Source organism: Rhodococcus sp. AQ5-07, assembly GCF_009707305.1.
In the GTDB taxonomy this organism is placed as follows: domain Bacteria; phylum Actinomycetota; class Actinomycetes; order Mycobacteriales; family Mycobacteriaceae; genus Rhodococcus_F; species Rhodococcus_F erythropolis.
In genome coordinates, this window is sequence record NZ_CP046099.1 from 58,307 (window position 1) to 71,853 (window position 13,547).

Sequence of the window (13,547 nt, forward strand, 5' to 3'; positions counted from 1 at the left end):
GTCTGGATAGTCTGCAAAGAACGAGAAGCACGTCAGAGAAGTAAACGAAACAGACGACAAGGGAGTGCACGGTGGCGCAGGAACTCAAGCTCGGATACAAGGCATCGGCCGAGCAATTCGGCCCTCGCGAACTGGTAGAGCTGGCAGTTCTGGCAGAGCAGCACGGCATGGATTCCGTTGCGGTGAGCGATCATTTCCAGCCGTGGCGCCACAACGGTGGACACGCGCCGTTCTCGCTCGCCTGGATGACGGCCGTCGGTGAGCGCACCGAGCGCGTGCAGATCGGCACGTCCGTGATGACGCCGACGTTCCGCTACAACCCGGCGGTCATCGCTCAGGCGTTCGCGACGATGGGATGTCTCTACCCGGGGCGCATCATGCTCGGCGTCGGCAGCGGTGAGGCTCTCAACGAGATCGCCACCGGCTTCCAGGGCGAGTGGCCCGAGTTCAAGGAACGCTTCGCGCGCCTGCGTGAGTCGGTGCGGCTGATGCGTGAGCTGTGGCTGGGCGATCGTGTCGACTTCGAAGGCGAGTACTTCACCACTCGTGGCGCGTCGATCTACGACGTTCCCGAGGGTGGGATTCCCGTGTACATCGCGGCCGGTGGACCCGTTGTCGCCCGGTACGCGGGACGTGCCGGTGACGGCTTCATCTGCACCTCCGGCAAGGGCATGGAGCTCTACACCGAGAAGTTGCTTCCGGCGGTTGCCGAGGGCGCGGCCAAGGCCGAGCGCGACGTCGCCGACATCGACAAGATGATCGAGATCAAGATCAGCTACGACACCGACCCGGAGGCTGCACTCGAGAACACGCGCTTCTGGGCGCCGCTGTCCCTGACGCCGGAGCAGAAGCACAGCATCGAGGATCCGATCGAAATGGAAGCAGCTGCCGACGCTCTGCCCATCGAGCAGGTGGCCAAGCGCTGGATCGTCGCTTCCGATCCCGACGACGCCGTCGAGCAGGTCAAGGCCTACGTCGACGCCGGTCTCAATCACCTGGTGTTCCACGCACCGGGCCACGATCAGCGCCGCTTCCTCGAACTGTTCGAGCGTGACCTCGCGCCCCGCCTGCGTGCTCTTGGCTGATCCTCGAGATCAACTGAACGGTGTCTGCCACTCGACGTGTGGCAGGCACCGTTCGTCTTTCTCGTAGCGGCCGGTTGTCGGCTGCACCGTGAGCGTGACCACGATCAGTGGCAAGGTGGGCGGCGGCCCACACTAGGCTGTTGGGCATGCCAGAAGCGCCCGCTGCCGTGTCGAGTGTCTACGTCGCCTCCCCTGAAGGTGACACCGGAAAATCCACCATCGCGCTGGGCGTACTGCAGATGCTGTGCGCGACCGTCGCCCGGGTCGGTGTCTTCCGCCCGATCGCCCGCTCGACCGAGGAAACCGACTACATCCTCGAACTGCTGCTAGAGCACACCACTGCCGATCTCTCCTACGCCGACGCACTCGGCGTCACCTACGAGCAGGTTCACGCCGATCCCGAAGCTGCACTGGCCGACATCGTCGCGAAGTACCACACCGTGGCCGAGCAGTGCGACGCCGTCGTGATCATCGGAAGTGACTACACCGACGTCGCAAGCCCCAGCGAACTGAGCTTCAACGCCCGCATCGCCGTGAACCTGGGAGCGCCGGTCCTGTTGGCGGTTCGAGGCGCTCGGCGCAGCGTCGAGGAGGTTGCTCAGCTCGCGCACCTGTGCGCCGCCGAGTTGGCTGCCAACCACGCTCACCTGCTCGCGGTCGTCGCCAATCGCTGCGATCCCGACAAGCTCGACGAGGTCACCGCAGCCCTGTCCGACATCGGTGTTCCGACGTGGAGCCTGCCGGAGATTCCGTTGCTCGTCTCACCCACGATGGCCGAGTTGATGGAAGCCACCGGCGGCGAGTTGTACTCGGGTGACCCGGAACTGCTGCACCGCGAGGCACTGAAGGTGATGGTGGGCGGCATGACCGCCGAGCACATCCTCGAGCGTCTGGTCGAGGGCATGGTCGTCATCGCACCGGGTGACCGCTCGGACGTGCTGCTCGCGTTGCTCAATGCGCATGAGGCGGAGGGATTTCCGTCGCTCGCGGGCATCATCATGAATGGCGGGATCACGCCGCACCCGGCCATCGCGGCGTTGATGGCCGGCCTCAAACAGCGTCTTCCGATCCTCACGACAACCCTCGGCACTTTCGACACCGCAAGCGCTGCAGCCCAAACCCGCGGACGCGTGGCAGTCGGTTCGCAGCGAAAGGTCGACACTGCGCTGAGCTTGATGGAACAGCGCGTCGACGCCGACGTCCTGATGGACCGACTGGCACTGCCGATTCCGTCGGTCGTGACCCCACAGATGTTCGAGTACAAGCTCATCGACCGCGCTCGACGCGATCGCAAGCACATCGTCCTCCCGGAGGGTGACGACGACCGGATCCTGCGCGCGGCCGGCCGGCTGCTGCAGCGCCAGGTTGCCGACCTGACGATCCTCGGCGACGAACCCAGTGTGCGTCGACGCGCAGCGGAACTCGGCGTGGACATCAGCGGCGCGCAGGTACTCGCGCCCGCGCAGTCCGAGTACACCGAGCGCTTCGCACAGGAATACACCGCGCTGCGGGCGCACAAGGGCATGACCATCGAGCGGGCACGCGAGGTGATCGCCGACATCTCGTACTTCGGAACGATGATGGTGCACTTGGGTATTGCCGACGGCATGGTCTCCGGTGCCGCCCACACCACCGCTCACACGATCCGGCCCTCGTTCGAGATCATCAAGACGGCCCCCGGAGTTTCGACGGTTTCGAGCATCTTCCTGATGTGCCTGGCCGACCGCGTTCTCTCCTACGGTGACTGCGCCGTGGTTCCGGACCCGACGTCGGAGCAGTTGGCGGACATCGCGATCTCGTCCGCACAGACGGCGTCGCAGTTCGGTATCGATCCGCGCATTGCGATGCTCTCGTACTCCACCGGCGATTCGGGCAGTGGAGCCGACGTCGACAAGGTTCGCACCGCGACCGCCTTGGTGCGCGAGCGCCGACCGGACCTGTTGGTGGAAGGGCCCATTCAGTACGACGCGGCCGTCGAGCAGAGTGTCGCTGACAAGAAGATGCCGGATTCTCTGGTGGCGGGCAAGGCCACGGTGTTCGTGTTCCCTGACCTGAACACCGGCAACAACACCTACAAGGCAGTGCAGCGTAGCGCCGGCGCTATCGCCGTCGGCCCGGTTCTGCAGGGACTGAACAAGCCGGTCAACGATCTCTCGCGTGGAGCGTTGGTCCAGGACATCGTCAACACCGTGGCTATCACGGCAATACAGGCACAGGGAGCGTAAGCGTGAGCGACGGCACCGTACTGGTCATCAATTCCGGCTCGTCATCGATCAAATTTCAACTCGTGCATCCGGATACAGCGGAATCGGTAGCGCACGGCCTCATCGAGCGCATCGGTGAACCCGACGGCCACATCGTCTACAACCACCGCACCGGAATCGAAGACCGCAGCCTCCCCATCGCCGATCACCGTGCGGGACTGAAGATGGTGCTCGACATCGTCGCCGAGGTCGGACGGCCGCTGAGCGAGGCAGGAATCATCGCCGTCGGTCACCGAGTCGTGCACGGTGGTGACATCTTCTACTCGCCGACGCTCATCGACGACGGCGTCGTGAAAGCCATCGCGGATTTGTCGAACCTTGCGCCGCTGCACAATCCGGCCAACGTGATCGGTATCGAGGTGGCGCGCGAAGAACTGCCAGACGTTCCGCACGTAGCAGTGTTCGACACTGCCTTCTTTCACACGCTGCCCGCCGCAGCGTCGACCTACGCGATCGATCGGGATGTGGCCAAGGCCAACCAGATTCGTCGATACGGCTTCCACGGGACCTCACACGAATACGTGTCGGGACGAGTCGCGGACTTCCTCGGCAAGGATCCGGCCGAGCTGAATCAGATTGTTCTGCACCTCGGAAACGGCGCTTCGGCCTCGGCAATCAAGGGCGGCAAGGCTATCGACACCACGATGGGCCTCACCCCGCTCGAGGGTCTTGTCATGGGCACCCGCAGCGGCGACATCGACCCAGGCATCATCTTGCACCTCAATCGCAACTCGGGAATGAAGGTCGACGAGATCGACGACCTCCTCAACCGTCGTTCCGGTTTGAAGGGACTGTCGGGAGTCAACGATTTCCGTGCCCTGCTCGCACTGATCGAGGGCGGCGACGAAGACGCACAACTTGCCTACCACGTCTACGTACACATGCTCCGTAAGTACATCGGCGCCTTCATCGTTCAACTCGGTGGCGTCGACGTCATCACCTTCACCGGCGGTGTTGGCGAGAACAACATCGACGTACGACGCGACAGCCTGGCCGGCCTCTCCCGTCTCGGAATCGAGGTCGACCCGGCTCTCAACGAGGCGAAGAGCCGCGACGAGCGTCGTATCTCCGCATCCACGTCGGCCGTCGAGGTGCTGGTGGTCCCCACCAACGAGGAGTTGGCGATCGCCCGCGCGGCGAAGGCTTTGGTGGCCGCGCTGTAAATCTCGGGGAGCGCGTCAGAAATTGCTGCGCGGACGCACCGCGTTCGCCCGGTCCACGAGGGCGTAGCGGTGCGTGCGGGAGGTCGTGGCGCGGGCGAGGGCGCGAAGGCAGGCTTCGGCTCCGGTGCGCAGACCCTGCTCGGTGAATGGCAGGTCGAGGATGGGTTCGAGTTCGGTGTGCGAGCGGTTTCCGTAGCGAATCCAATCGAGTGCCGTACCCAACACCAGGGTTCGCATCTGCAGACTTCGGCTCTCCTCGGCCGGTAGCGCGCGAACGCGACGGGCGGCTTCCCTCAGAGTCGATTCGTCGAGTTCGGCGATCGGAACGCCGGACAGCATCGTCAGAGCGCTCGACATCCGTGCGACGTTGTAGTGCCGGGAAGACGTGGGAACTTCGTCGAGGGCGGCGATGGCTGCCTTCTTGTTGCCGTGATCGGCGAGTTGCCTGGCGAGCCCGAATGCTGCGCTGACGTAGTTCCGTTCGGTCCGCCAGACGGTGCGGTAGTACTTCTCCGAGAAGCGGCACCATTGGTCCGGGTCGTCGCTCTCCCAATGCTGGAGGATCAGTTCTGCTGTCGCCGCCAACGCGAGTTTGGGTGCAGCCTCGCCCGGCAGAGCCGTCAGGACGGTCTCGAAATGACTGAAGGCGGGCTCGAATCGGTCCAGTTGCAACGCTGCAAGCCCTCGATACCACTCGATCTTCCAGTGATCACCGATGCTCTGCTGGAGTTCGTCCAGAACACTCAGCGCGGTCTCCGGATCGCCGAGATCGAGATGAGCCTTGGCCTCGGCCAGTCGGACCTCGCCGGAGATGGCGGCCGCCGGTGTGCCTGACGTTCGGTCGATTCCGTTCTCGCGGGCGTGTTTCAACGCATCGAGAGTCTGAGACGGTTCGCTGTGCACCGCTGCCGCCAGCAACGGCGCGCTGGGATCGGTGGGGTCGACCAACGGGATGGGAAGTGCGTGCGCAACTTCGCGCGGATCGAGAGCAGCGTCGTGGCTGACACCGTCGACGTACACATCGGTTTGCCCGACCAATTCATCGGTGCCGAAAGACGTTCGCTGCCTGCTGAACACGAGCGAGAGCCCGGGATTCTCCTGCCCGGTCTGCTCCGCGAGGATTTCTCGCAGAACGCCGGTGAGTTGGCCCGCGATCTCCTCGGCCGACTGGAAACGCTTCTTCGGATCCGGATCGGTGGCGCGCAGCAGCAGGCGGTGGAAGAACTCGTTGTCCCGCAGCAGTGGCTCGTCCTCGGGTTCGGGAAGGCCGTCGAGGTACCGTCCGTGCTTCGAGGGCATGTCGAGGGTGAGAACCGCGAGTGTTCTTCCGACGGTGAAGATGTCGGAGGCGATGGTCGGGCCGGTCTCGATGATCTCCGGCGCTTGATAGCCGGCAGTGCCGTACAGGTATCCGTAGTCTTCGATCCCGGACACGGCGCCGAGGTCGATCAGCTTCAGTTGGTCCTCGGTGACCATCACGTTCTCAGGTTTGAGGTCGTTGTACGCCAGGCCGGTGGAATGCAGATAGCTCAGAGCCGGAAGGATTTCCAGTACGTAGCCGATTGCCTGCTCGATCGGCATGTGCTTGCCGTCCGGGAATTCGGCCAGCACCTCGCGCAATGATCGCCCGCCCACGTACTCCATGACGATGTACCCCATGGGTGTCCCGTCCGGGCGCGGATGCTCCACGAAGTTGAAGATCTTGACGATGCTCGGGTTGGCGACCTCGGCGAGGAACTGACGCTCGGCCACCGCAACGGCTTGCGCTTCGGAATCACCGAAATGCAAGAGTCCCTTGAGAACTACCCACCTGTCGCTGACATTGCGATCGATCGCGAGGTAGATCCATCCCAGGCCGCCGTGCGCGATGGGCCCTTGAACCTCGTACTGACCTGATACCAATTCGCCCTCTTCGAGGAGTGGGCGGAAGTCGAAAGTGGAACCGCACTTGGGGCAGGTGCCGTGCTGAGTTGCCTTGGTGCTTGCGCTCTTACGGCCGACCGGTTCGTTGCATTTCCAACAGAACCGTTTGCGCTCGGGGACCGTCGGGTCACTCATCACCGCAGATGCGGGGTCGATCTGCGGGACGGGGGGAACTTCGACCAGGCCGCCGCCGAGGCGCAGCTTTCGTCCCGACCGGCTGCGGCGGGATCGAGTGGAGCGGCCGGTCGGGGAGGAGGATGCGGACGGCGTGGTTCCTCGTATCTGGGCCGAGGTCGGTTCGAGGCGCTCGTAGGCACCGGTGGCTTCGGGTTCGGGGCGTACGGAGGCTTGCGTGGAGTCAGGCTCGCGGTGAACCGCCTGCGTGGAGTCAGGCTCGGGGCGTACGGAGGCTTGCGTGGCGTCGGGCTCGGGGCCGGATTCTTCGGTCATGTCAGCCTCAATCCCGGTAGACGGCCGGCGGGGGACCGGGTGACGGACCGAGGACGCTGAGCCAACGGTCGTAGATACGGTTCCAGGTCCCGTCACCCCGGATTCGCTCGAGGGTTCCGTTGACGAATCGGACCAAGTCGGGGTTGTCCTTGTTCACTCCGATTCCGTAGGGTTCGACGCCCAGTGAACCACCGACCATCATGAGATACGGGTCTTGCGAGGCGAGGCCCGCGAGGATCGTGTCGTCGGTGCTGATCGCGTCCACCTGCCCCTGCTGGAGGACGACGAGGCAGTCGGACCACATCGGGACGGTCACGACGGTGGCTTCGGGTTGGAGCTCCTGGATTCGCGTGGCCGACGTCGTTCCCCGGGCAGCGCAGACTCGCTTGCCTGCGAGATCGGCGATGCCGCGTACCGGTGAACCCTGCAGGACCTGAATTCGTTGCTCGGCGGAGAAGTACTGCGTCGAGAAGTCGACCTTCTCGCGCCGCTCGCACGTGATGGTCATGGTTTTGACGACTACGTCGACCATGGATTCCTGGAGTGCGGCGATCCGATCGTCCGAGGTCAGGATTCGGTACTCGATCTTCTCCGGGTCGCCGAGCAGATCGCGGGCGATCTCGCGGGCGATGTCCACGTCGAAGCCTTCGAGGCGTCCGGTCGCCGGATCGCGAAAGCTCATGAGGTTGGAACCGGTGTCCAGACCCACGATCAGCCGCCCGCGGGCGCGGATGGCGTCGAGGCTCGGCGTGGGTGGCTGCGGAGATGCGTCTGCGGGTGTGGGGCGCAGGCTCGCAGTGAGGTTGGTGCACGACGCGGTAGTCGTCGGTGTCGGACTGGGCGCGATGGTGGCCTCGGCCGGCAGCGGCGGTTCCGTGTACGACGTGGCGGCCGCGTTGTTCAGGTCTTCGGCTCGATCTGCACCGCAACCGGCGAGCGCCAGCACGGACGCTGCCAGAACCGCGACGCACACGGCCGGGAGCTTCCTCCGCATCTCCGGTACTCCCGTCACTGATACTCCCGCAGTCGGGGCCAGAACCCGATGAAGATTCCGGCAACTCCGAGAACTGCCAATACAGTCATGCCCGGTGCAGAGGCAGCCAACACACGTGAGGCGTACGAGACGTCGGACCGAAGATTTGTGCGCGAATCCACGATTCCTTGCCACAGTTCGTGATCGAGCTTTCCGTATTCCGCGGCCGAATCCTGTTCTCCGGAGCCGATGGTGATGGCGGCAGCGGAAGTGAAGTCGCCGGTCCCGAGACGGTCGTACATGCGCGTGTGCGCAGCCACCCATTGCTCGCGCGAATCCAGTGCGGCGGTCAGCACCTCGTTGTTCACTCGGGCGCGTTCGTCGCTGCGTAGGCCCTCGAGGATGTCGCGCAGGGCGTCGACCTTGCGAGTGAACGTCACGTTGTCCTCGGCAGTTGAATCCCGTCTCGCCAACGTGAGGGTTTCGACGGTACGTGCCTGCTGTGCCATGATCCGGGCCTCGGTCAGTTCGTGCAGTGGCTCGGCGCCCGCGTCGAGTGCACGTCCGGTGGCAAGTGCGGACACCAGTCCGACGGTGAGCAGCCACAGCAGCGCAGCCGCGACGGCGAGCGAGGCAAGGATCAACCCGAGATTGAAGCGTCGGCGACTCTTGCGGGAGAAGTACACCTGTGTTGCCACCAGCGCGCACAGCACGAGGACGAATGCCACGATCGGCCACCACGGTGGAGTCTCGAAATCGCGCTGTACCTGCGAGACCAGGGTCTCCTGCGAGGCGTGCAGTTGCTGAGCCATCGGCAGCAGCGAGGTCTGCATCAACTGCGAGGCCTCGCTCAAATATGCTGCCCCGACCGGGTTTCCGACGCGATTGTTCGCCCGTGCAGTTTCGACCAGCCCGGTGTAGACGGAGAGGTCGGTCGAGATGGTGGTCAACGCGCTGTGCCCGGCAAGATCAGTCGAGTCGAGACCGGCCGACGCCTGGACGATCTCCGCCGACGCCTCACCGATCGACTGCGTGTATCGGTCGCGTGCTTCGGCGGGTTCGAGGCCGCCGGAGATGAAGGCGGTGGCCGCGGCGGCGTCTGCCAAAGACAACGCGCTGTAGAGGTTCTGGGCCGAGTTGGCGAGAGGTTCGGTTTCGACGAGGAGGAGGTCGAGGTTCGCCTGTCGGTTCTCGATCGCTGCGGTGGCGAGGAGTCCGGCGATCAAGGTGATCGCAATCAAGATCACTCCGACGACGGTCAACCGGCCAGGCGTCGAGGACATGAATGCCTGGAGTTCGCGCCGCAGAAGTGCTCGCTCGTCCTCCGCCGATACCGAAGTGCCCTCGGCGGGCGGCAGCGACCGGGGTTCGATGGACGGGACGACACGGTCGACCATCGAGCACCTCACTTCGCTGTAGGCGGGCTACCGAGAAATGATGCCGCCGAGAAATGATTCAGGGCATCTTCGCGAGCATATAAGCATCACCTACACCTGGAGCAGTTTGAAACGGTTAGTGTGGGACAACGGCGAGAGCAGGCGGAGCGAGGTAGTCGATGCGTGGTGACGGTGACGGTTGGTCGATCGGACCGGACGGTACTCGGCATTGGGGTAAACACGGAGCCGCTGGACTGCTTCTGCGCGCCCCCGATTCGGACGGATCGCCCCTGGTCTTGCTGCAGCATCGTGCGGCGTGGAGCCATCAAGGTGGTACCTGGGCATTGCCCGGTGGAGCACGGGACTCACACGAAAGCACGACGCACGCCGCTGTCCGGGAGGCACACGAAGAAGCCGGAATCGCCGAAGACGCCGTTCGCGTCCGCGGTGAGGTAGTGACGATGCACGCGGAGAGCGGGTGGACCTACACCACCGTCGTGGCTGATGCGGCACATCCACTGTCGACGGTTGCCAACGGTGAGAGCACCGAGTTGCGGTGGGTGCGTGAAGCCGACGTCGATTCGCTGCCATTGCATCCGGGATTCGGTTCCTCGTGGCCCGAGCTCCGGACTGCGCCTGTACCAGCCGAGACTGAAGACCTACAGGCCGGCGACCCACACACCGTCGTACTCGAAGACGGTGGCTTCGGATGGTTGTCGGTCAGCTCGCACCAAGGCAGTTCCCACCAAGGCAGTTCCCATCAAGGCAGTGAGCAGTCAGGCAGTGACCAGAACCTGTCCGAGGCGTCGAGTACGCAGTCTTAACAGGGCATATACACAGAAGGGCCGGACTCCTCAGGAGTCCGGCCCTTCTGTGTTTCGGTCTCCCGACCGAAACGAGGCTCAGCTGAGCGAGTTCAGCGCCGTGATGAAGCTGACCGCGGTGATACCGAGCTTGAGCAGCTCGCTGATCTTGCCGAGGTTCAGGTCTTCGAGCGATTCGGTGCTGAGCGAGCCGGTGTCGAGGGATCCCATTTAGTGCTCCTAGGTTCAGTTAGTAACTGGAGGTAAACTACAACAAACCGAATGGGATGTGACACGCAATCGAAACAACTGTGATCAAGATCACGTAATCCGACTTTTCGGACATCCAATCGCACCTAGGAACTGGGGGTTTGTTGTCTGATCGGACAACTTCCGTTCATGTTTCGAGTCAGGCGTGCTGACCCGTAACTGTGTGGAAATCGCCCGGCAAACAGTTGACGGTCGCCAGTTACCGGTTTTCAGCGTCCAGCGACGGCCGCGGCGAGGCGCTGCGCAGCCGCCTGCGGATCCGACGCCTGCGTGATTGCACGCACGACGACGATGCGCGTGGCACCGGCATCGAGCAGCTCCGGCAGGCGTTCCTCGTCGATGCCGCCGATTGCGAACCATGGGCGCGGCGGTGCGGCGTCGGCGGTCGATCGAACCAGTTCCAGACCGGACGCACTTCGATTCGGTTTGGTCGGTGTCGCCCAGACCGGCCCGGTGCAGAAGTAGTCGACACCCTCTTCGATGGCGGCCAGACTCGCTTGCGCGCGACTACTCGTCGAACGCCCGATGACGACGTCTTCACCGACAACGGTTCGCGCGTAGGGGACGGGAATGTCGTTCTGGCCAAGGTGGAGGATGTCGGCACCGGAAGCCATCGCGAGATCCGCGCGATCGTTCACGGCCAACAATGCGCCGTGGCGTCGCGCTGCGGCCGCGAGAATGCCCAGCGCTACCAATTCGTCCTTGGCCTCGAGCGGGCCGAACTCGCGCTCACCGGCAGAGCCCTTGTCGCGCAATTGGATGATGTCGACTCCGCCGGACAATGCTGCCTCGGCGAACTGCGCGAGGTCGCCTTTCTCGCGGCGTGCGTCGGTGCACAGGTACAGCCGTGCTGCTGCCAGGCGCTCGCGCCGGTCGATGACGTTACTGGGATGTGTGGGGTGCACGGAGCAAACGGTAGCCTCTAGGGAGCAAGGTTCGACACGGGAGTCCTGAAACGTCGTTGCCACTTTTGTCGTGACTGCGAGGTTCGTGGGGCTGAGAGGGGATCGCGACCAGATCCCGACCGTCAGACCTGACCCGGATCATGCCGGCGCAGGAAGTGGAGGTGGAGTTTCGTGAGTACACACGCTCGTACGGTGTCGGTTGTCGGCGGCGGTGTCATCGGTCTCGCCATTGCGTGGCGAGCCGCCCGCGACGGGTGGTCCGTTCGGTTGTACGACCCGTCCATTGGATCAGGTGCTTCGTGGGTGGCGGGCGGAATGCTCGCCCCGCTTTCCGAAGGGTGGCCGGGTGAAGAGACAGCGTTGACGGTTGGTGCAGCGTCCCTGGAACGGTGGCCGACGTTCGGTGAGGAGCTCGGAAAGTTCGGGCCATCGGTCTTCACCGCGGACAGTTCGCTGACGGTTGCACTCGATGCGGCCGACGCGCAGGACCTGCAGACCATCGCCGAGTGGGTGACCGCGCAGGGCCATGAACTCGAAGTTCTCGGTCGCGCCCGCATCCGCGAACTCGAACCGATGCTCGGCCGGGGCATCCGGTCGGGACTGATGGCTGTCGGTGAGTCCGCCGTCGACAACAGACTTCTGCTGGAGGCGTTGCAGAAGGCCTGTGCGGAATCCGGTGTCGAATTGATCGCGCGTGCCGTCAACGACCTCGCCGAACTCGATACCGACCAGATAGTGCTCACCGCCGGTATCGCGTCACCCAAGCTGTGGCCCGGGTTACCGGTACGCCCGGTCAAGGGCGAAATCCTTCGCCTGCGGAGTAGGCCTGGAGTCACCCCGGCGCCCAGCCGCACCATCCGCGGAAGCGTCCACGGGCGGCCCGCCTACCTCGTCCCGCGCGGTGACGGAATCGTCGTCGGCGCAACACAATACGAGTCCGGTGAGGACACACAGGTCACGATGGCCGGAGTACGCGACCTGATCAACGACGCCGAGGCACTGATGCCGGCGATCGGCGAATACGAACTGTACGAATGCGCGGCAGGCCTGCGTCCCATGACGCCGGACAACCTGCCCTTGATCGGGCGCGTGTCCGATCGTGTTGTCGTCTCCACCGGACACGGACGCAACGGTGTCCTGCTGACGCCCGTCACCGCCGATGCGACGGTCGCGTTGCTGAACGGCACATCTTTGGTCGAGGTAAAAGGAACCGAACCCGAGCGGTTCGCAGTAGTTAAGGAAAATTCATGAGTGAGCAGGTCCCGATCGGGATCACCGTCAACGGCGAAGATCTCGAGTTCGATCGAGCAGTCACGGTGACCGAGCTACTGACGCACCTCGAGTTGCCGAGCAAGGGTATCGCCGTCGCCGTCGACGGTGCGCTCTTTCCTCGCGGGCGTTGGGACGAATCCGTCGGACGTGGTTGGGAAATCGAGATCCTCACGGCGGTGCAGGGTGGCTGAGCAGGACCCTCTCACTATCGCTGGCCGCAGCTTCGGTTCCCGGCTCATCACCGGAACAGGCGGCGCCGCCAACCTTGCGGTGCTCGAGGAAGCGCTCGTCGCCTCCGGCACCGAACTGACCACCGTCGCGATGCGGCGAGTCGACGCGGCCGGCGGCACCGGCGTTCTGGACCTGCTTCGTCGCCTCGGAATCGAACCGTTGCCGAACACCGCCGGGTGTCGGGGCGCCGCCGAAGCAGTGCTGACGGCGCAGTTGGCACGCGAAGCGCTCGAGACGAACTGGGTCAAACTCGAAGTCATAGCCGACGAGCGGACACTGCTGCCCGACGCAATCGAACTCGTCTCCGCCGCAGAACAATTGGTGGACGACGGATTCACCGTTCTGCCGTACACGACGGACGATCCGGTGCTGGCGCTTCGCCTCGAAGAGGTTGGTTGCGCCGCGGTCATGCCGCTCGGTTCACCCATCGGCACCGGGCTTGGTATCGCGAATCCGCACAACATCGAGATGATCGTCGAGCGCGCCGGCGTACCCGTCATCCTCGACGCCGGGATCGGAACGGCCAGCGACGCCACCCTTGCCATGGAGTTGGGCTGCGACGCCGTCCTACTTGCGACAGCGGTGACGCGGGCCAAGAATCCCGCGCTGATGGCGTCGGCGATGCGTCACGCTGTCGTGGCAGGTTTCGAGGCGCGGCACGCCGGCCGGATCCCCAAGCGATTCTGGGCTCAAGCGTCGTCCTGAGGGACGAGATCCGGGTGATTTCTCGGGGTTCTGCCCGAATTGCCCGGACTCATGTCCTACCTGAGTACCACTCGGAACTAGACCTGTGGCCGATGTGCTGGTCATTGCCGGTAGGGCAGAGTTCTCC

General features: G+C 64.1%; 12 protein-coding genes and 1 riboswitch. Of the genes, 7 read left to right on the top strand and 5 right to left on the bottom strand.

What is annotated here, in order from left to right; genetic code table 11:
• The first annotated feature begins 71 nt into the window (after positions 1 to 71).
• The 3 genes from fgd to GJB56_RS00310 all read left to right on the top strand — a co-directional run bounded on the left by fgd (position 72) and on the right by GJB56_RS00310 (position 4,512).
• The gene (gene fgd, locus GJB56_RS00300) at positions 72 to 1,085 is read left to right on the top strand and encodes a glucose-6-phosphate dehydrogenase (coenzyme-F420) (protein WP_003944371.1); all 1,014 of its coding nucleotides are present in this window, start codon (positions 72 to 74) and stop codon (positions 1,083 to 1,085) included.
• 146 nt (positions 1,086 to 1,231) lie between these two features.
• Entirely contained in the window at positions 1,232 to 3,310 is a 2,079-nt protein-coding gene (gene pta, locus GJB56_RS00305) for a phosphate acetyltransferase (protein WP_003944313.1), read from the top strand.
• A 2-nt stretch (positions 3,311 to 3,312) separates the two neighbouring features.
• Positions 3,313 to 4,512, top strand: a complete 1,200-nt coding sequence (locus GJB56_RS00310) for an acetate kinase (protein WP_113682320.1) — start codon at positions 3,313 to 3,315, stop codon at positions 4,510 to 4,512.
• A 15-nt stretch (positions 4,513 to 4,527) separates the two neighbouring features.
• Here GJB56_RS00310 and GJB56_RS00315 read toward each other — a convergent pair whose 3' ends face one another.
• From GJB56_RS00315 to GJB56_RS00325, 3 genes are read right to left on the bottom strand one after another with little or no spacing between them, the layout of a single operon-like run.
• Positions 4,528 to 6,885: a serine/threonine-protein kinase gene (locus tag GJB56_RS00315; protein WP_113682321.1), complete on the bottom strand. Its 2,358-nt coding sequence runs from the start codon at positions 6,883 to 6,885 to the stop codon at positions 4,528 to 4,530.
• A gap of 7 nt (positions 6,886 to 6,892) precedes the next feature.
• The gene (locus GJB56_RS00320) at positions 6,893 to 7,879 is read right to left on the bottom strand and encodes a glutamate ABC transporter substrate-binding protein (RefSeq protein WP_020968847.1); all 987 of its coding nucleotides are present in this window, start codon (positions 7,877 to 7,879) and stop codon (positions 6,893 to 6,895) included.
• A gap of 14 nt (positions 7,880 to 7,893) precedes the next feature.
• Entirely contained in the window at positions 7,894 to 9,255 is a 1,362-nt protein-coding gene (locus GJB56_RS00325; RefSeq protein ID WP_113682322.1) for a hypothetical protein, read from the bottom strand.
• 158 nt (positions 9,256 to 9,413) lie between these two features.
• Between GJB56_RS00325 and GJB56_RS00330 the strand changes: the two genes are divergently transcribed.
• On the top strand, positions 9,414 to 10,058 hold the full coding sequence (locus GJB56_RS00330; RefSeq protein ID WP_029254778.1) for an NUDIX hydrolase: 645 nt from the start codon (positions 9,414 to 9,416) through the stop codon (positions 10,056 to 10,058).
• A 78-nt stretch (positions 10,059 to 10,136) separates the two neighbouring features.
• Here GJB56_RS00330 and GJB56_RS31890 read toward each other — a convergent pair whose 3' ends face one another.
• Both GJB56_RS31890 and thiE read right to left on the bottom strand, forming a co-directional pair.
• Entirely contained in the window at positions 10,137 to 10,268 is a 132-nt protein-coding gene (locus GJB56_RS31890; RefSeq protein WP_003944354.1) for a hypothetical protein, read from the bottom strand.
• Positions 10,269 to 10,516: 248 nt separating this feature from the next.
• Positions 10,517 to 11,212: a thiamine phosphate synthase gene (gene thiE / locus GJB56_RS00335; RefSeq protein WP_019749516.1), complete on the bottom strand. Its 696-nt coding sequence runs from the start codon at positions 11,210 to 11,212 to the stop codon at positions 10,517 to 10,519.
• A gap of 26 nt (positions 11,213 to 11,238) precedes the next feature.
• A riboswitch (TPP riboswitch) is annotated at positions 11,239 to 11,384 on the top strand.
• Here thiE and thiO point away from each other — a divergent pair.
• The 3 genes from thiO to GJB56_RS00350 all read left to right on the top strand — a co-directional run bounded on the left by thiO (position 11,384) and on the right by GJB56_RS00350 (position 13,420).
• On the top strand, positions 11,384 to 12,463 hold the full coding sequence (gene thiO, locus GJB56_RS00340; protein WP_080910214.1) for a glycine oxidase ThiO: 1,080 nt from the start codon (positions 11,384 to 11,386) through the stop codon (positions 12,461 to 12,463). Its footprint overlaps the riboswitch before it by 1 nt.
• Entirely contained in the window at positions 12,460 to 12,675 is a 216-nt protein-coding gene (gene thiS, locus GJB56_RS00345; RefSeq protein ID WP_003944402.1) for a sulfur carrier protein ThiS, read from the top strand. The genes thiO and thiS overlap by 4 nt, the downstream gene beginning before the upstream one ends.
• On the top strand, positions 12,668 to 13,420 hold the full coding sequence (locus GJB56_RS00350) for a thiazole synthase (RefSeq protein ID WP_113682323.1): 753 nt from the start codon (positions 12,668 to 12,670) through the stop codon (positions 13,418 to 13,420). Before thiS ends, GJB56_RS00350 begins: the two co-directional genes overlap by 8 nt.
• The last annotated feature ends 127 nt before the right edge of the window (positions 13,421 to 13,547 follow it).

What these genes read in the sequence shown, in the direction of transcription:
- GJB56_RS00315 (WP_113682321.1), bottom strand. Translation starts at nt 6,885, where the DNA reads ATGACCGAAGAATCCGGCCCCGAGCCCGACGCCACGCAAGCCTCCGTA.
- pta (WP_003944313.1), top strand. Translation starts at nt 1,232, where the DNA reads ATGCCAGAAGCGCCCGCTGCCGTGTCGAGTGTCTACGTCGCCTCCCCT.
- thiS (WP_003944402.1), top strand. Translation starts at nt 12,460, where the DNA reads ATGAGTGAGCAGGTCCCGATCGGGATCACCGTCAACGGCGAAGATCTC.
- GJB56_RS00330 (WP_029254778.1), top strand. Translation starts at nt 9,414, where the DNA reads ATGCGTGGTGACGGTGACGGTTGGTCGATCGGACCGGACGGTACTCGG.
- GJB56_RS00320 (WP_020968847.1), bottom strand. Translation starts at nt 7,879, where the DNA reads ATGCGGAGGAAGCTCCCGGCCGTGTGCGTCGCGGTTCTGGCAGCGTCC.
- GJB56_RS31890 (WP_003944354.1), bottom strand. Translation starts at nt 10,268, where the DNA reads ATGGGATCCCTCGACACCGGCTCGCTCAGCACCGAATCGCTCGAAGAC.
- GJB56_RS00325 (WP_113682322.1), bottom strand. Translation starts at nt 9,255, where the DNA reads ATGGTCGACCGTGTCGTCCCGTCCATCGAACCCCGGTCGCTGCCGCCC.